General features: G+C 63.0%; 14 protein-coding genes. 8 read left to right on the forward strand and 6 right to left on the reverse strand.

Going from position 1 to position 16,785, the window contains the following annotated elements; all coding sequences use genetic code 11:
- Positions 1-33 precede the first annotated feature (33 nt).
- A complete protein-coding gene (locus J3364_RS07940) occupies positions 34-951 on the reverse strand; it encodes a hypothetical protein (RefSeq protein WP_349557839.1) in 918 nt (305 codons plus the stop codon).
- A gap of 771 nt (positions 952-1,722) precedes the next feature.
- Here J3364_RS07940 and J3364_RS07945 point away from each other — a divergent pair.
- Together J3364_RS07945 and J3364_RS07950 are read left to right on the forward strand one after the other, a co-directional pair.
- On the forward strand, positions 1,723-2,697 hold the full coding sequence (locus J3364_RS07945; RefSeq protein ID WP_349557840.1) for a ribonuclease Z: 975 nt from the start codon (positions 1,723-1,725) through the stop codon (positions 2,695-2,697).
- A gap of 91 nt (positions 2,698-2,788) precedes the next feature.
- Positions 2,789-3,130, forward strand: a complete 342-nt coding sequence (locus J3364_RS07950) for a DUF805 domain-containing protein (protein WP_123635935.1) — start codon at positions 2,789-2,791, stop codon at positions 3,128-3,130.
- 3 nt (positions 3,131-3,133) lie between these two features.
- On the opposite strand, the gene J3364_RS07955 is transcribed toward J3364_RS07950, so the two are convergent.
- Positions 3,134-3,529: a gamma-glutamylcyclotransferase family protein gene (locus tag J3364_RS07955; protein WP_349557841.1), complete on the reverse strand. Its 396-nt coding sequence runs from the start codon at positions 3,527-3,529 to the stop codon at positions 3,134-3,136.
- A 67-nt stretch (positions 3,530-3,596) separates the two neighbouring features.
- Positions 3,597-5,192: a BCCT family transporter gene (locus J3364_RS07960; protein ID WP_349557842.1), complete on the reverse strand. Its 1,596-nt coding sequence runs from the start codon at positions 5,190-5,192 to the stop codon at positions 3,597-3,599.
- Positions 5,193-5,345: 153 nt separating this feature from the next.
- Here J3364_RS07960 and J3364_RS07965 point away from each other — a divergent pair, with 153 nt between their 5' ends.
- The 6 genes from J3364_RS07965 to J3364_RS07990 all read left to right on the forward strand — a co-directional run bounded on the left by J3364_RS07965 (position 5,346) and on the right by J3364_RS07990 (position 13,932).
- Positions 5,346-7,019, forward strand: a complete 1,674-nt coding sequence (locus J3364_RS07965; RefSeq protein ID WP_349557843.1) for a VRR-NUC domain-containing protein — start codon at positions 5,346-5,348, stop codon at positions 7,017-7,019.
- A complete protein-coding gene (locus J3364_RS07970; protein WP_349557844.1) occupies positions 7,019-9,289 on the forward strand; it encodes an ATP-dependent DNA helicase in 2,271 nt (756 codons plus the stop codon). The genes J3364_RS07965 and J3364_RS07970 overlap by 1 nt, the downstream gene beginning before the upstream one ends.
- Positions 9,290-9,561: 272 nt before the next feature.
- On the forward strand, positions 9,562-10,542 hold the full coding sequence (locus J3364_RS07975; RefSeq protein WP_349557845.1) for a glycosyltransferase family 2 protein: 981 nt from the start codon (positions 9,562-9,564) through the stop codon (positions 10,540-10,542).
- Positions 10,539-11,450 (forward strand): polysaccharide pyruvyl transferase family protein, encoded by a 912-nt coding sequence (locus tag J3364_RS07980; protein ID WP_349557846.1) that lies wholly within the window; start codon positions 10,539-10,541, stop codon positions 11,448-11,450. The genes J3364_RS07975 and J3364_RS07980 overlap by 4 nt, the downstream gene beginning before the upstream one ends.
- Positions 11,447-12,733: a lipopolysaccharide biosynthesis protein gene (locus J3364_RS07985; RefSeq protein WP_349557847.1), complete on the forward strand. Its 1,287-nt coding sequence runs from the start codon at positions 11,447-11,449 to the stop codon at positions 12,731-12,733. Before J3364_RS07980 ends, J3364_RS07985 begins: the two co-directional genes overlap by 4 nt.
- Entirely contained in the window at positions 12,730-13,932 is a 1,203-nt protein-coding gene (locus J3364_RS07990; RefSeq protein ID WP_349557848.1) for a glycosyltransferase family 4 protein, read from the forward strand. Before J3364_RS07985 ends, J3364_RS07990 begins: the two co-directional genes overlap by 4 nt.
- A gap of 34 nt (positions 13,933-13,966) precedes the next feature.
- Here the strand turns inward: J3364_RS07990 and J3364_RS07995 are convergent, their stop codons facing one another.
- Genes J3364_RS07995 through J3364_RS08005 form a run of 3 tightly spaced genes read right to left on the reverse strand, consistent with a single transcriptional unit; the run spans position 13,967 to position 16,768 of the window.
- Positions 13,967-15,025, reverse strand: a complete 1,059-nt coding sequence (locus J3364_RS07995) for an acyltransferase family protein (RefSeq protein ID WP_349557849.1) — start codon at positions 15,023-15,025, stop codon at positions 13,967-13,969.
- A 22-nt stretch (positions 15,026-15,047) separates the two neighbouring features.
- On the reverse strand, positions 15,048-16,277 hold the full coding sequence (locus J3364_RS08000; RefSeq protein ID WP_349557850.1) for a glycosyltransferase family 4 protein: 1,230 nt from the start codon (positions 16,275-16,277) through the stop codon (positions 15,048-15,050).
- Entirely contained in the window at positions 16,274-16,768 is a 495-nt protein-coding gene (locus tag J3364_RS08005) for a glycosyltransferase (RefSeq protein WP_349557851.1), read from the reverse strand. The genes J3364_RS08000 and J3364_RS08005 overlap by 4 nt, the downstream gene beginning before the upstream one ends.
- Positions 16,769-16,785 lie beyond the last annotated feature (17 nt).

A 16,785-nucleotide genomic window follows, 5' to 3' on the forward strand; every position in this document is an offset into this window, starting at 1 on the left:
ATGAAAACGGACGGCATTTACGCCTGATATTGGCTATTTTATGGTCAACCCCGGCGTTGCCGGATGAATCGGCAGAGACCGGTAAATTGCTGGCTGTCTGAAAACGGCGTTTTTGCAGGGGCGACTAATAAGTTCTCCCACGAGCCTTGTAAAGGTTATCAATTTTGCCTTGCTTTCTATCGAATACGGCCAATCAAATGTGAACTTTGCGACTTCCTTTTTGGAGGCCTTGTAATCGGGCCCTTTACTGAACAAATCTCGAATGGACCCCGCTTTGCCCTTTTTACCCAATAGGGGGCTAATTTCGTAGATTTCGGGGATTTTCTTGTCCACCTTAAAAGCCTGGAATCGCCATTCGAATTCTAATGTTTGTTTTGTTACATCATATTGATTTGATGGATTATAGCTCTTGGGCAGCCAAGCCACGCCAGCATTGAGCGCAGCAACGTCCACACTGAATTGTTTGTGCAGTGCCATTTTTCGGTTTTTGCTATCAATCATATTCCAGCGTTCGAGTTTCCCGCCCAGATAATCCGTCCTATACCGATCTGAAGATTTTTTTTGTGCTTTGGATTTCACCTTGGATTTATAGGACTTGACCTCCACCCAGCTTTCGGGAGCATTGTCTTGGTCTTCTCCCAACAAAATATCAACATTCCTTTCAATGCTGGTTACGCAGTTCTTCGGACAAACCAACTCGTCTTTTTGAGCGTTACCAAGCTGATCATCATCTTCAAAAACCCCCACCCTGCGCTTCGCTTCAACTCCCTTAATGGGCAAGCCGCCGGCAAAGCGATGTTTGAGCTGATAAAACGCAACTTGCCCCAGATGAAATAGCTCGCCATGACCGCTCCCCAGCAAACCACTTGGCGTTTCAGATAGGCTGCCAAATGAATCTGCGAAAACTTTAGCCAGTTTTATACCTACCTGTCGACGAACCTGTTTATTCAAACCTTTGCCATCGCACTCCATCTTCTCGGATAAAGAGAGCTAAGGGGTCAGGTGATTAATTGCTAATTTCCATCGATTCCGAAGCGCAACATCCCCCCTCTATCGCCTTCTCCACTTGCCGCCGCGCGTGCGAAATCCCTCCCACTGAACCAAGATGGAAAATCTCCGCAATACCCGATTGCGACAAACCACTCCACTGCTGACACAGTACCATCGCCATCCAGCGAGACGGATTGCGCTGCCCGCGCTTACCAACCCTCAATTCTTCTGGATCAACTTCAAATAGCCCGGCCACCGTTTCGATGATCGTTTCGTACGCGACAGATTCATACAGCTGCTGCCGCAACTTTTCAGGCGAGAATTGCTACCAGGGCTCACTTTCTTATTGGATTCAAACAACTTGCTCGAAATCCAGAGACAAGCACCCTTTCTGATACAAAGCCCCGAGGTCTGCATCCGTAACCTACTCAGTGCAAGCCAAGTAGAAAACGTAGCAGGGTCGGTGACCGAGCGCAGTTTAGCTCGCTTTCCGCTTGTCAGTTCGGAGGCGTTCGCTCGGCTCACGTACACCGGATAGCTGGACCACCGATCATCCTCCAAACGTTACACAACGGGCTGGTTGGTTTCTATGGGATTGCGATGTATGTAGCAGGCCGTCCGCTTTACGTGGGCGAGGAACGCTGATGCAATGCGTCTGACGCCGTTGGCCGACCCACGAAGCCCAAGGCCACCAGGCCGCCCTAGCAAATCGAGAGACGAACCGGAGCAGCAATGGAACTGACTTTTCTCGGCACGTCCGCCGGCACGCCCACCCGCCACCGCAACGTGACCGGGCTGGCGCTGCAGCATGGCGGGCCCAAAGGCTGGTACCTGATCGATTGCGGCGAAGGCACGCAGCACCAGTTGCAGAAAACCCACCACACGCTGAGCCAGTTGCGGGCGATCTTCATCACCCACGTGCACGGCGATCACACCTTCGGTCTGCCGGGGCTGCTGGCCAGTGCGTCCATGGCCGGGCGGACCGAGCCGCTGCCGCTGATCGCGCCGCCTTCGATCCGCACCTTCGTGGAAACCACGCTGGGCGCAACCGACTCCAACCTGGGTTATGAGATCGAATTCATCGAGGTACACGCGGACGGGTTCCACTGGCAGGACGAGCACATCGCTGTAACGACCGCCGCCCTGTCCCACCGCGTGCCGACGGTGGCGTATCAGGTAACCGAGTGCCATCTGGAACGCCACCTGCTCACGGACAAATTGCAGGCAGACGGCGTACCCGCCGGCCCCGCCTGGGGCGAGCTGCAACGGGGCGAGGACGTGACGCTGGACGACGGCCGGGTGTTGCGCAGCGCGGACTATGTGACGGTGAATCGCACGCCGCGGCGCGTGGTGGTGGGCGGCGACAACGACACCCCCGAGCTGCTGACGGACGCCTGCCGCGGGGCACAGGTACTGGTGCACGAATCCACCTACACCCAGGACGTCTCCGACCGGGTCGGCCCCTGGCCGCAGCACAGTTCGGCGGAACAGGTGGCCCGCTTTGCCGAGGCCGCGGGCCTGCCCAATCTGGTGCTGACGCATTTCAGTTCCCGCTACCAGTTCAACCACCCGTCCGCACCGCTGATCGACGAGATCGAGCAGGAAGCTCGTCGTTTCTACTCGGGCAACCTCAACCTGGCGCGAGATCTGGCGACCTACGTGCTGGACCGGGACGGCCGGCTTGCCCCGGTCCCGTCCGGTGAATGACCCAGGTTGGCTGGCCTCGCAGACATGCCAGCAGGCCCGTGTTAGGGTCAAAAATCGTTTCGCATGAACACTAGGGCTGCCAGGGTTAACGATGGAAGAATTTATTGACGGCTTCCGCCGCTACGGCGACTTCACCGGTCGCGCCACACGCCGACAGTACTGGATGTTCTTCCTCTACTATTTCCTGTTCTCGATTGCCGCCAACCTGATCGACCTGGCAATGGGTTCCTTCGTGGTGTCTCTGCTGTTCAGCGTGGTGACGATCATCCCCACCATTAGCTTGGGCACCCGCCGGCTGCACGACATCGGCCGTTCCGGCTGGTGGCAGTTGCTGATGTTTTTGATCCTGATCGGCTGGATTATTCTGGCGGTGATGTTTGCGCGGGAAGGTGAAGGGGATAATGCGTTTGGGCCGGAGCCTGCACGTCCGTAGTCTCTAACGCCAGCCTCCCTGCACAATCCGCCGCCGGCCTTTGACACTGGGGTTATAGAGATACACCCAGGCGGGCCCTAGCGGCGTGGCCAGCCAGCACCGATCGTAGGTGCCGCTTTCCGGATTGCGCGGATTGTATTCCTCCAGCCAGTCGACCCGGCGCAAGCCGGCGTCCGTGACCGCAAAGAGTTCCACGTCCACGCCTCGCGAGGGTTCCAGCTTGGCGCCCGGATAGGCGCCCAGATCGTACAGTGCAATGTTGTTTAATCGGGTCCGGCCCAGGAAGCGGGCGCCCCGCAGGAAACGGTGATTGCTGCCGCCCCGCTTGAGGGTGCCGTAGACCGCTACGGAGTGAGGGTGTAGGCGGGTGGTTCTTGCGTGGGTCGGTTCGGCGGGCATCGATGTCTCCGCGTCGGTTCAAGGGTCCGGGGGAGATTCCCCGAACCATTGAAACATCACTCGTGGACTAAGAGCGACTCGCCGCCGGTTCCGGCGTGCCAATGAGGCCCTGCTGCCGTGCCATCGCCGCAGCCGCCTGGGGACCGGTCCACAGGGATGGCAGGATCACCAGCGAGACCGGGATCGCCGTCAGCACAATGAACTGCTGCAACACGCCGATCTGACCGGCGCCCATGTAGAGCAGCAGCGCCGCCATCACCGACATGGCACCGCCCCAGAACACGCGGGAGCCGGGGCTCGGCTCGTCGTGGCCCGCGCCGACCATGGCAATGGCGTAGCTCATGGAGTCGCCGGTGGTGGCCACAAAGATCGTCGTCAGCACCAGGATCGCCGCCGCCATGAATGAGCCGCCGGGCAAGGCCTGCGCCACGCTCAGGGTGGCCACATCGAACTGGAAGTTGTTAAGCGCTTCGGTCAGGTCGAAGGTGCCCGCCAACTGGTGGTAGATGCCAGTGCCGCCCAGCAGGGTAAACCAGATGGTGGTGGCGATGGGCGCCAGTACGGAGACTGCCAGCACCATTTCACGCACCGTGCGGCCGCGGGAGATGCGCGCCACGAAGATCGCCATCAGCGGCGTGTAACCGATGAACCAGGCAAAGAAGAACACGGTCCACCATTTCATCCACCAGGCCGGTGCGGTCTGGGCCGTCTGGGTCGCCATGGTGAAGAAAGACGTCACGTACTCGCCCATGGACTGCAGGTAAGTGTCCACCAGGAACAGCGTCGGGCCGAACACGAAGATCACGGCGGCAATGGCCAGCGCCAGCACCACGTTGAACCGGCTCAGCAGCTGGATGCCCTTGTGCAGCCCGGTCAGCGCGGACGTCATGTAGACCGCCGCCAGGATCGCCAGGATCACCAGTTGGGTACCGAAGCCATCCGGCAGGCCGAACAGTTCGTGCAGGCCGAAGCTCATCTGGGTCGCGAGGAAGCCGATGGGGCCGACGGTACCGGCTACGACGGCAATCACGCAGACCGCATCGATCACGCTGCCCAGCCAGCCGCTGACCGCTTTCTCTCCGAGCACCGGATACAGCAGCGTGCGTGGTTGCAGGGGTTTGCCCAGCGAATAATGGGCATAGGCCAGCACCAGCGCCGTCAGCGAGCCCAGCACCGCCCAGGCCAGGAAGCCCCAGTGCATGAAGGCCTGCGCCAGGGCGGGCGCGACTGCTTCCGGCGTAGCCGCAGCGGCATCGAACGCCGGCGGCGAGACGACAAAGTGATAGACCGGCTCACCGGCGGCAAAGAACACGCCGCCGCCGGCCAGCAGAGTACAGAGAATCATCGACAGCCAGCGGAAGGTGCTGATTTCCGGCTTATCGAGGTTGCCGATACGGGCTTCGCCGCTGCGGGTGAACGCAACACCCAGGGCGATGAAGAACGTCAGCAGGAGCAGCAACTGGAAAAAGCTGCCCATGGTACGGGCGGTCCAGGCGAACCCGTCACCGATCCAGGCGGTCATGGCGTCCGCGTCGAGCAGGGACAGTGCCACGAAGGCGACGATAAACGTCATGGTCAGGGCCGCCACAAGCGGGTCGCCCAATCGGGTGGAACGGGGAGAAGAAGCCTCGCTTACAGCTTCTTGGGACAATTCAGGAGGCATAGACTCTACATCGTTTTGGACTTTAAAAGGGCCGCGCACCCTACAGGACTGCCGCCGTCATGGCCATCCGTTCTACCCGAGGCGCGGGAAAGCTTTGGGCTGGTGTCCCATTCGCTTTAGACTGACCGCCTGAAACCCATCTGCCGGAGCCTCATGAACGGTCGCATCACCACCGCATCACTGGATGATCCGCTGTACTACCTGGCCAATTTCGAGACCGTCGTCCATTGGGTCGCCACCCACCACGGTGACCTGCTGAACTACGACGAGCGGTACCGACTGGATCGGCTGCAGTCACTGTCGCAACCCGCCCGGGCGCTTCTGGTCCGGCTGGTGATGCGCAGTGGCGAGCTGTTTCGCCTGAGCAAGCTCAACTACCCGGAGCTGGGCGCCCCCGAGCGTGACGCGCTGGACGAGCTGGCCGCCGACGGCTGGATTGAAGACGATCCGGAACTGGCGATCGACGACCTGTTCCGCCTGCTGACCGTAGCCGAGTGCCGAACCGCCCTCGCCCCGATTCTCGCCGACAGCGGCCTGCCCCGCGCCGCCAGCAAAAAGGCCATGCTCACCTATTGTCTGGAGCTGGCCCCGGCGCCCCGCCGGTTCACCGACTGGTGGCCCGACACCGACGACCGCCTGGTCGCCCTCCACGACATGGCCCTGTTCGACCGCATCCGCCTGATGTTTTTCGGCAACCTGCGTCAGAGCTGGTCGGACTTCGTGCTGGTGGAACTCGGGCATCACCAGTACGAGACGGTCCCGTTCACCCCGGACTCCCGGGCCTTCCAGCAGCGGGAGGCGGTGGACCGGTATCTGTTGATGCAGGCCTGCCGGGATCGGCTGGAAGACGGCGAACCGCCCGCGGACATCTGGCCGGACATCCCCGAGCGTGACGACAGCAATCCCTGGCTGGAAAGTCGCCGCGGCCGGCTTTTGATGGAGCTGGGGCGTCAGGCGGATCGGCAGGGAGATGCAGAGCTGGCCCTCGCCGCCTGGTCCGACAGCGGCCACCGGGAAGCGCGGCTGCGCCACTTACGCCTGCTGGAACGACAGGGACGACATCAGGAGGCCTGGGACATTGCCCTGTCGGCGCAGGCAGACCCCCGCGGCGACGGCGAGGCCCAGGGCCTGGAGCGGCTGATGCGTCGCCTAGCCCGCAAGGTGGACCAGGCGCCTCCGGAACGTCCGAAACGGCCGTCGATCCCGGAAATGCATCTGACACTGCCCCAGCCCGTAGCCGTGTCGGTGGAGTGGGCAGTGTTGCAGGATCTCGACAGCGAGCAGACACCCGTCTGTTACGTGGAGAACACCCTCATCAACGGCCTGTTCGGCCTGCTCTGCTGGCCGGCCCTGTTTGCACCGTTGCCGGGGGCGTTCTTCCATCCGTTCCACATCGCGCCGGCGGACCTGCACCGGGAGGATTTCGTCAGCCGCCGGCAAGCGCTGTTCGATGACTGTCTGGCGGCCCTCGACAGTGACGAGTACAAAGACCGGATCCGCCGGACCTGGCGCGAGAAGCACGGCATTACCTCGGCCTTCGTCGCCTGGCCGGCATTAAGCGAGCCGGTGTTGGAACTGGCGCTGCACTGTATCCCCGCCGTGGATCTGAAGTTGATCTTCAAACGATTACTGCGGGACCTGCGCGACCACCGCAGCGGCCTGCCGGACCTGATCCGCTTCCATCCCGAACAGGCCCGCTATGACCTGATCGAGGTGAAGGGTCCGGGCGACCGGTTGCAGGACCACCAGATCCGCTGGCTGGAATTCTGTCGGGCCCACGACATCGCGGTGTCCGTTTGCTACGTGCGCTGGCAGGAGGCCGACTGATGCGGGTGGCGGTGCGGACCCTGTGCGAGTTCGCCGCCCGGCGCGGCGATCTGGACCATCGCTACACGCCGGCGCCCACGGCGGAAGACGGCATTGCCGGCCACGCGAAGGTGCAATCCCGCCGGGGCCCGCAGTATCAACCTGAGCGGTCGCTGAACGGCGAGTGCGCCGGCCTGACGCTCAGCGGCCGGGCCGACGGCTACGATCCGCTGGCCAACCGCATCGAGGAGATCAAAACCCACCGGGGCGACCTGTCGCTGCTGTCGTCCGATCAGCGGGCGCTGCACCGGGCGCAACTGCGGGCCTACGGCGCCCTCCACTGCCGCGAGACCGGGCGCGACAGCGTGGAGCTGGCGCTGGTCTACTACGACATCGGCCGGGACCGGGAAACCGTGGAGCGGGAGAGTGCCAGCGCCGACACCCTGTGGGACGAGCTGACCGCCCTGTGCGACGCCTATCGCCAATGGGCCCAGCAGGAAGCCGCCCATCGCAGGCAACGGGACAATGCCCTGCAGACGTTGCAGTTTCCCTTCAGCGACTTCCGCAAAGGCCAGCGGGCTCTGGCCGAGACCGTCTACCGCAACAGCTGTCGCCAGCAGAGCCTGATGCTGCAGGCGCCCACCGGGCTCGGCAAAACCCTCGGCACCCTGTACCCGGCGTTGATGGCCCTGCCCCGCACCGGGCAGGATCGGCTGTTCTACCTCACCACCCGCAACCCGGGTAAACAGCTGGCACTGGATGGTCTACAAGCCCTGAACGATCACCAAAGTGCCGCGTTACCGCTGCGGGTGCTGGAACTGAGCGCCAAGGATCACGCCTGCGAACATCCGGACAAGGCCTGCCACGGCGAAGCCTGTCCATTGGCCGCTGGCTTCTTCGACCGGCTGCCCGCCGCCCGGCAGGCCGCCGTCGACCAGGACGGCCCGCTGACCCGCGAAGCGCTGCGCCAGATCGCCGCCGCCCACGGCATCTGCCCCTATTTCCTGGCCCAGGAAATGGCGCGCTGGAGCGATGTGGTGGTGGCGGACGTCAATCGCCTGTTCGATCAGCACGCCCTGCTCTACGGCCTGACCCAACAGAACGACTGGCGGGTCAGTCTGCTGGTGGATGAGGCCCACAACCTGGTGGACCGGGCCCGGGGCATGTACTCCGCCACCCTGAACCAGGCGCGGCTGCTGAAGGTCAAGAAGCAGGCGCCGACAACCCTGCGCTCGCCGCTGAACCGGGTCGCCAGACAGTGGCAGGCGCTGGCCCGTGAGGTTCATCCGGACGGCGACCGGCCGGTGTTCCTGGCCGCCATTCCCAAGGCGCTGCTACCCAGTCTGAACGGCCTGGTGTCGTCCATCACCGAGTACCTGACCGACAACCCGCCGGATCTGGCGTTGCAGGAACTGATGTTCGACTGCCTGGCGTTCACCCGCCTGGCGGAAGCCTTTGGCGACCACTCGCTGTGCGAATACCAGAATCATGGGCGAGGCAAGGCGCAACTGGCGATCCAGAACCTGATCCCGGCGGACTTCCTGGCGCCGCGCTTCAAGACCGTCGACAGCACGCTGCTGTTCTCGGCCACCCTGTCGCCGGGGGTCTATCACCGCGATCTGCTGGGCCTGCCGGACGACACTTTCTGGCAGAAGGTGGAGAGCCCGTTCCGGGCGGAGCAGGTGCGGGTGCGCTTCGCCGACCGGATCAGCACCCGGCGGGCGGATCGCGAGGCCTCGCGAGCGCCCATCGCCACCCTGATCGCCGAGCAGTTTCGCGAGCAACCCGGCAACTACCTGGCCTACTTCAGCAGCTTCGCCTACCTGCGGGCAGTATTGGAGACCCTGATCGAGCAGGCACCGGACATTCCCGTCTGGCACCAGTACGGCGGCATGTCCACGGACGAACGGCAGGCGTTTATCGATCGCTTTGCCGAGAGCGGCGAGGGGGTAGGCTTTGCGGTTTTAGGCGGGGCGTTCGGCGAGGGCATCGACCTCCCCGGCCGGCGACTGATCGGCGCCTTTGTCGCCACCCTCGGACTGCCGCCGTTCGATCCCTGGCACGAGATCCTGCGCCAGCGACTGGATACCAGGTTTGGTCTGGGCTACGAATACACCTACCTCTACCCCGGCCTGCAAAAGGTCACCCAGGCCGCCGGCCGGGTCATCCGCACCCCGGAAGATCAGGGCACCATCTGGCTGATCGACGACCGGTTTGCCCGCCCGGACACCCGTAAGTTATTGCCCGATTGGTGGTTCCCGGAACATGACCATCTCCTTGCCCCGATGTAACTCAAACGCCACCAACAATGTTTTAGACTGAGCCCCGTCCGGTCGAACTGAACCGGCGTGCACAACGGCTTCTGCGCCCCGATTTGGCGCAACCGTGCGCTTCTTTATGGCCGCTACCTGCCAGGTTGTCCGTCAGGGTGACAGCTTGAGCCCATGTCGTCAGGTAGTCATATCGCGGCCTGACAATTGCATCGAACAATCCAGAACGTCTTCCTGTCCGGCTACCCGGTCGGGTCGTCCGTTCACGAAAGCTTCCGAGCAAGGATGTGATTATGGACCTGAGTATCGTTGTCGCAGCCTACAATATTTCCGACTACGTCGAGGACTGTGTCCTGTCGATCCTGAATCAGGACACGCAGGCCCGCTTCGAACTGATTGCGGTGGACGACGGTTCCACCGATGACACCGGCGCCCAACTCGACGGGCTTGCGGCCAGATATCCAGAGCAGTTGGTGGTCATCCACCAGAACAACGGCGGTCTATCGGCCGCCCGCAATACCGGTTTCGAACACGCCACTGGCAACTTCATCTGGTTCGTGGACGGTGACGACATGCTGGCGCCCGGCGCCATCGAAGCGGTCGTCAGCGCCCTCAAGCATCAGGCACTGGACTGCGTCCACGTCGGCTTCCGTGAAATCGACGAGCAGGGCCAGCCCCTGCCCGGCGAGCACCAGCCGCTGGATACCGGCCTGACCACCGGCACGGCGTTTTTCCACGAAGGTGTGAAAACCTTCCACATCGCCACCACCGCGTGGACGTTCATCTATCGCCGCGCCTTGCTGGAGCAGTCCGGCCTGCGCTTCGAGCCCAACCTGCTGCACGAAGACATGCTGCACACCCCGTTGCTGCTGCAGGAGGCCACCCGGTTTACGACGCTGGAACTGCAGCCGTACCTGTACCGGCAGCGGACCGGCTCAATCACCCAGGGCATCAATCCGAAGAAGGCCAAGGCCCGCATCGACAGCCTGATCCGGATTTACCTGGACCTGCACCTGGTGCGCCGGGACAACCCGGACGCCCGATTCCGCGAAGCGCTCGGCTGGTACGCCTACCACGTCTATCGCAAGGCGGTGAAGGAAGCCCAGGCCGCGGACCTCAAGCAGAGCCAGCAACAGCTCGCCAAACTGAACCGCACCACCCGCGCCTGGCGCCTCTTCCCGGACCACGATCTGGTCGGCGGCCTCAAGAAGGCGGCGTTGAGCGCGGTGTATGGTCCGACCCAATATTTCCAGCGGAGTCAGTCTCAGGGATGAAACTCAGTCAGCACGATTTTGAAGCCATCATGCAGCAGGCGTGCGGTTCCTCTCCGCTCACCCTCGCCAGCTTTCCGGGCAATGCCGGCGACCACCTGATCACCATGAGCTCGCTGACGGCCCTGGAGAAACTGGGGCTCAAGGTGCGACTGGCCCTACCCGGTGCCCGGCTCGATGACACGGCGAAAGACGGCACCCTGCTGGTGGCGGGGGGCGGCAATCTGGTCCCGCTCTACAACGATGTCGCCGAATTGATCCACCGGATGAAAGGCGCCTGCCAGCGCCTGATCGTGCTGCCCCACACCATTGCCGGTCATGAGCCGCTGCTGCGGGATCTGCCGGACAACACGCTGATCTTCTGCCGTGAACAGACGTCCTTCAACTACGTCAGCCAGCAGGCGCAAGCCCGGACTTACCTGTGCGATGACATGGTGTTCTACGGCGATATGTCGGTGTTCCGGGAACCCAACCTGCCACTGACCTGGCTGCGAGAGCTTCTCGGAGCGCCCCGCGCCAAGGGGCTGAATCGTCGCAAGTACCTGCAGGCCAAAGGCCGGCTGCTGGCCAGCTGGTTCACCCGGAAACTGGGTAAAGGCCGCATTCGCGACGGTCATTTCTTTCGCACAGACCGGGAAAGCGCCGGCAAGCCCATCCCCAGCGACAACTGCGATGCGTCGGTGGTCTTCGACTACGGCCAGGCCTCCCTGGAACGGGTGCGCGAATCGGCCCGGGATTTCGTCAACTACATCGACCAGTTCGACATCGTCCGCACGGACCGTCTGCACGTCTGCATCGCCGCCGCCCGCCTCGGCAAGACGGTGTACTTCAGCGGCGGCAGCTACCACAAGTGCCGGTCGGTGTATGAAAACTCCATCGCCAACCAATTCCACAACGTGATCTGGACATGACAGACGAGTCGCGCGCGGCCGCCACACCCCCCTCCGGGGTCAGCAGCCGGTCGCTGATTCCCCTGATGCTGCGCAGCAGCACGATCAACGTCCTGATCGTGCTGGTCTCCACGCTGAATGCCGCCCTGGTGGCGCGCATCCTCGGCGTGGAAGGCCGTGGTCACCTGTTCCTGTTGTTCCTGCCGCTGTACTTCGCGCCGCTGGTCTGCAACCTCGGCGTTCAGCGCCTGGCGGTGTACCTGGCCAAGCGCGAGCACACCCAGGCGCTGCGCCCCCATTTGCTGGTGGTCGCCGGGACTGGCGTGCTCTTCGCGTTCATCTGGTGCGGCATCTATCCGTTCTATATTGCTGACAAGTACACCACGCTGGATCTGGCGATTGTCGGCGTCACCCTGGCTGGCAGCGTGTCGTTTGCCTGCGCCACCTATTTGCAGACCCTTGCGGCCGTCGACAGTCGCTTCCTGATTCCCGACATCGCCAAGGTAATACTGCCGCTGCTCAACGGTCTGCTGCTCGGCGTTGCTTTTTTTACGCATGTAGGCAGCCCTGAGCTACTGCTGGGCTTACAGATCGTCTGTCGTGTGGCGGAAATCGTCTTTATTTCCTGGGCCCTGCGCCGGCTGTTCCATCGCCAGTCCTTCGAGCGCCGGCCCCGGGTGCCCAAACCCGATCGTCAGTACGCCCTGCGCTTCTGGCAGTCCGATCTGATGATGCTGTTGCAGCAGCACCTGGACAAGATCCTGGTGTCTTTGATTGCCACCACCAGTGAGATGGGGATCTACGCGGTGTCGGTAACTCTCGCCATGTCCGCGCGGCAGGTGGTGGGCAACGTCACCAACGTCATCATCGCCCGGGTGAACGCCCGCGACGATAACGAGATGAAACGCACCTTCGGCCGCTGGACGCTGATCTACTTCCTGCTTGCGCTGGTGCTGTGGCCGCTGTGCCTGGTGCTGCTGGAGTACCCGGTGGCCTGGTTCTTCGGCAAGGACTTCACGGGCGTCGCCCACATCACCTCCCTGCTGCTGCTCAACGTGATTCTCGGGTCGCTGGGCTGGCTGGCGATCCAGCCGATGCTGCTCAGCGGCAATAACCGACTGCTGGTGCGGGCCCAACTGGCCGGCACCGTTATCTTCGTGGCCGGCTCGATCTGGGCCGTGAAGATTTCCAGCCTGGAGTTTTTCCTCTATTCGATGATTGTCGGCGGGCTGGTGAAATGTCTGATGTGTCTGGGGTCGATGTATTTCTCCGATCCCGGAAAACGGGAAGGAGACCCGACATGACCCTGCTCCATGCCGTGCCGGCGTATTCGCGGATCAACGAGGAATACATCTACCTGCACCTGAAGGCGCTGATGGCGCGCGGTTACGACTGCCGGCTGATCACCTCGCGCCTGCTCAATACGCCGGGCCGGACCCTGCCGGGCCTGGAGGTGCATATTGTGCCGGGTCGGGAATCCGGCGGTTGGTCCCGCCAGCTGACGCGCATCGAATCCAAACTGCTGCGCCAGTACCGGGAATTCGAAATGGGCACTCTGGCCCTGGCGCGTCCCATGCGGGACGTGGATGCCATCCAGGCCCAGTTCGGCATGTCGGCCACCAACTTCCTGCGGGCACCGGTGCCGGTGATCACCTCCATGCACGGCTATGACGGCAACGTGGCCCTGCACAGCCACCGGGAATTCCGCAGCGCCATGCAGCGCCTGAGCGCCGGTGACGACCGCATCTTCACCTTCCCCAGTCAGCACTTCGCCGACAAGGTCGCCAACACCCTGTCGCTGGCGCAGAGCCAGGTGCGGGTGGTACGCAACTACGTGAACCAGGACTTCTTCCCGTGGCACGCCCGGGAATTCACCGGCGGCCCACTGCGGCTGTGCTGCATTGGCCGGTTCGAAGGCTTCAAGGATCAGATCACACTGCTGGAGGCGGTGCGTCAGCTCCGGGACCAGGGCGTGGATGTGCGGCTCGACCTGGTGGGCTTCGGTCCGACCCAGGACCGGCTGACGTCGTTCGTCGGCATCCACAGCCTGGCCGACCGCGTGACCCTGCATGCCAACCTCAGCCGGGAAGGCATCCGCGACCTGCTCTACCAGAGTCACGTGTACGTGCAGCCCTCCCACGTCGACCCCCAGTCAGGGGCCGAGGAAAGCTTCTGTATTGCGATCATGGAAGCGCTGGCCACGGGCCTGCCGGTGATTTCCTCGGATTACGGGGCGCTGGAGGAGATCTATCGTCCCATGGCGGATGCGCCGGACGGGGCCTTCCGCTTCTTCGAGGCGGGCAATCCCGAGGCGCTGGCCCATGCCATTGATGACAGCCTGGACGATTACCACAGCCCGGCCGAGAGCCGCGTGCAGCAGTTTATTGGCGGGTTTTCCGAGCAATCGGTCGGTGACGCCTGGTACGACATCCTGACCGGACTCGGTGTGATGCCAGAGGGGGCAGGTGCGGCTGCCCCCTCCGTCACCGACGCCGCGGTCTGAGTACCGCGCCGCCCGGCTCAGGGCGGCGACTCCCCTACCGCTTTTTGCCCAGCAGTATCCGGCGACTCCAGTAATAGCGCGAAGCCAGCTTGTCGACGATGATCGGACCGATCACCCCTACCAGAATCCCCACCACCATCAGCAGGAACGTATCCGACACGCCCAGCTTCTGCAGGATGATGCGGGAACCGGACGTCCCGAACACATGGAAAATATAGATGCTGTAGGCGTAGGCGCCGATAAACACCAGCCAGCGCTGCTTGAACTGGGACACCATCAGCATGAGTGACACCCCGCAACCGACGATCAGCGCCGGCAGCGACTGCGGCATGAACCGGTAGTCGATGACATCCACCAGCGTCAGCCCCACCAGCACCGAGCAGACCGCCGTCACCAACCCGACCGGCCACAACACCGCCGGCTGGAAAATGGCCTCACGGTAGCGGTAACAGGCCACGCCGAACAGGAACGACGGCAGCAGGAAGATCACGCCGGCAAAGCTGAAGTAGATCGGCGGATCCTGCCAGGCCAGATGAATGGCACAGGCGACGGCCGCGACGATGGCGAAGTGACGGCCGCTGGCGATCAGTTTCGAACCGTCCAGTACCATCATCAGCAGGAAGATCCAGAACAGCGACTCCACAAACCAGAAGTGCTGGACCGGGATGATGTGCAGGGTCAGGAAATCGCTGGCCGACAGCGGCGTGTTGGTCCCCGGCGCCATGGCCTTGACGATGGCAAAGACGGTACCCACCACCAGCATCGGTACCAGCAGGCGTTGGGCCTTGCTCTTGACGAAGGCGCCCGCGCCGCCGCTGAACGGCCGGATCGCATAGACGTAGCCGGCCAGGAACGAGAACAGGGGCATCTGCAGGTAATCGAAAATATCCGTGACCAGGTGGTAGAGCGACCCCGGCTCCTGGATCTGCAGCCCCTCGTAGGACTTGGGGCCAATGACGTGAAAAATGACCACCATCAGGATGGCCATGCCCCGCAGGGTCTCCACGTTGAGATCGAGTTGGCGCGTGGCCTGGACCCGCTCAAACGCATCGTTGCGTTCGCGGGCCGGCACGCTGCTGACAGCCTCAGACATCGGGCTTCCTCCTTGAAAACGGTTAATCGAGACCGACGACCAGGCCGTCCGATGAATCGGTACCGGCCCGGGCTTCCAGCAGCTCCTCGAACAGCGCCAGATAGCGGTCGATGACCACGTCGGACAGCATTTCATTCGACCGGGTGCGGGCGTTGAGGGTCATGTCCGCCAGGCGTTCCGGCGTGAGGTCGGCCAACGCCGCGTGGATGTTGTCGACGGTGGGGGTGAACACCAGGCCGTCCACATCGTGACGCACCATCTCAGGCTGCCCGCCCAGATTGCAGGCCAGCACCGGCAGGCCGTTGAGATAGCTCTCGCTGACCACGCGGGACAGCGGCTCTTCCCAGGTGGACGGCACGACCGTCACGTCCACACTCGGATAGAACACGTCCGGCGTGGTGCGGCCCAGATAGGTGATGCGCGGATCGCCGCCGATCATGGCTTCGAGGCGGGCCACGTCCTCATCGCTGCCGGTGCCGGCGATGGCCAGGGTCATGTCCTGGCGATCGAGCCTGCGGAAGGCTTCAACCAACCGGAACGTGCCTTTGTTCTCCGCGACCCGGCCGATAAAGCCGACCCGGATCGGATCGTCGTGCGCCCACGGCTGACGGTCGAAGCGAAGATGGTCACCGGGGCGGTTGTGGATCGCGGCGGTGCGCTGGGCGTTGGGGAAAAAGCCGGCCTGCAGGTGGTGCTGGAGCATGTAATCGCTCACCCCCACGGCCGCGTCAACGCACTCGCTGTGACGGCGACGGGTGACTTCCGCCGGACGGCAGGCGGCGCAGGTTTTCTCGCAGGTGTGGCCGTTGCGATAGCGGTTCGAGCGCTGGCAACGCAAGTAGAAATCGCGGATATTGTGGACCAGCACGGCGCCTTCGCGACGCTCCCGCCGGATGGTTTTCCACAGCTGGGTGGAAAAGCCCAGCAGGTTGTTGGTGTGGATGATGTCGAACTCCGACAGGTCCACGTACTTGGCGGCGTCCCCGCCCTGGAAGATGTCGATCAGGTGCCAGCGGGTGCGCTCGCTCAGCGAGCCCTGTTGGACCAGCGGAATGTGGTGATTGTAACTGGGCACGCGGATCACGGTGACGCCGTTGATTTCTTCCCGATCGCCGACGCCGTCCCGGGCCAGGGTCATCACGCCCACCGTGTGGCCGCGCCGGGCAAAGCCCTCGGCCAGCTGTTGCACCGACAGTTCGGCGCCGCCGACCTGGGTGGGCGCGTAGAAGGTGTTCACCATCAGTATCTTCATGACAGCTCCCCCGCCGTTCCGAGGAACCGGTTGACGGTCCGGTTCAGGTTGCGAGCGAGACGGTCCCGCTCCTTGTGATAGGCCTCCGGTTTCTGTTCGCCGGACAGCACCTCCTCCAGCACGGCCCCCAGTTGCGATTCATCGTAAACCACGCGGGCCAGGCCCCGGGACTCCACCTGGCGGGCCGTGGCAATCTGGTGATCGTTGCGATGCTCGCCAAGGTCGAAGCGCCGGGGCACCACCACCACCGGAATGCCCTGGTCGTTGCAGGACAGGATGGTACCGATGCCGCAGTGCCCCACCACCACCTGGGCGGCCTGCAGGTACTTCTGGTAGGCCTCCGGATCCAGATAGCGGTCATAGCTGATGTACTCGGGCAGGTACTCGCCCCGGCCGATCTGTGCAAAGGCCGGGTAACGCTGCTCAGGGCCGACCCACGCGTCCAGGCTGCGCACCAGGCGATCGAAGGCCAGCTGGGTTCCTACAGTCATAAAAATCAAAACAGACT

Source organism: Marinobacter sp. NFXS9, assembly GCF_040148665.1.
In the GTDB taxonomy this organism is placed as follows: domain Bacteria; phylum Pseudomonadota; class Gammaproteobacteria; order Pseudomonadales; family Oleiphilaceae; genus Marinobacter_A; species Marinobacter_A mangrovi.

Excerpts from the sequence above, each read along its gene's own strand:
- J3364_RS07945 (WP_349557840.1), top strand. The coding sequence starts at position 1,723 with ATGGAACTGACTTTTCTCGGCACGTCCGCCGGCACGCCCACCCGCCAC.
- J3364_RS07965 (WP_349557843.1), top strand. The coding sequence starts at position 5,346 with ATGAACGGTCGCATCACCACCGCATCACTGGATGATCCGCTGTACTAC.
- J3364_RS07970 (WP_349557844.1), top strand. The coding sequence starts at position 7,019 with ATGCGGGTGGCGGTGCGGACCCTGTGCGAGTTCGCCGCCCGGCGCGGC.
- J3364_RS08000 (WP_349557850.1), bottom strand. The coding sequence starts at position 16,277 with ATGAAGATACTGATGGTGAACACCTTCTACGCGCCCACCCAGGTCGGC.
- J3364_RS07990 (WP_349557848.1), top strand. The coding sequence starts at position 12,730 with ATGACCCTGCTCCATGCCGTGCCGGCGTATTCGCGGATCAACGAGGAA.
- J3364_RS07960 (WP_349557842.1), bottom strand. The coding sequence starts at position 5,192 with ATGCCTCCTGAATTGTCCCAAGAAGCTGTAAGCGAGGCTTCTTCTCCC.
- J3364_RS08005 (WP_349557851.1), bottom strand. The coding sequence starts at position 16,768 with ATGACTGTAGGAACCCAGCTGGCCTTCGATCGCCTGGTGCGCAGCCTG.
- J3364_RS07975 (WP_349557845.1), top strand. The coding sequence starts at position 9,562 with ATGGACCTGAGTATCGTTGTCGCAGCCTACAATATTTCCGACTACGTC.
- J3364_RS07980 (WP_349557846.1), top strand. The coding sequence starts at position 10,539 with ATGAAACTCAGTCAGCACGATTTTGAAGCCATCATGCAGCAGGCGTGC.
- J3364_RS07985 (WP_349557847.1), top strand. The coding sequence starts at position 11,447 with ATGACAGACGAGTCGCGCGCGGCCGCCACACCCCCCTCCGGGGTCAGC.
- J3364_RS07950 (WP_123635935.1), top strand. The coding sequence starts at position 2,789 with ATGGAAGAATTTATTGACGGCTTCCGCCGCTACGGCGACTTCACCGGT.
- J3364_RS07955 (WP_349557841.1), bottom strand. The coding sequence starts at position 3,529 with ATGCCCGCCGAACCGACCCACGCAAGAACCACCCGCCTACACCCTCAC.
- J3364_RS07995 (WP_349557849.1), bottom strand. The coding sequence starts at position 15,025 with ATGTCTGAGGCTGTCAGCAGCGTGCCGGCCCGCGAACGCAACGATGCG.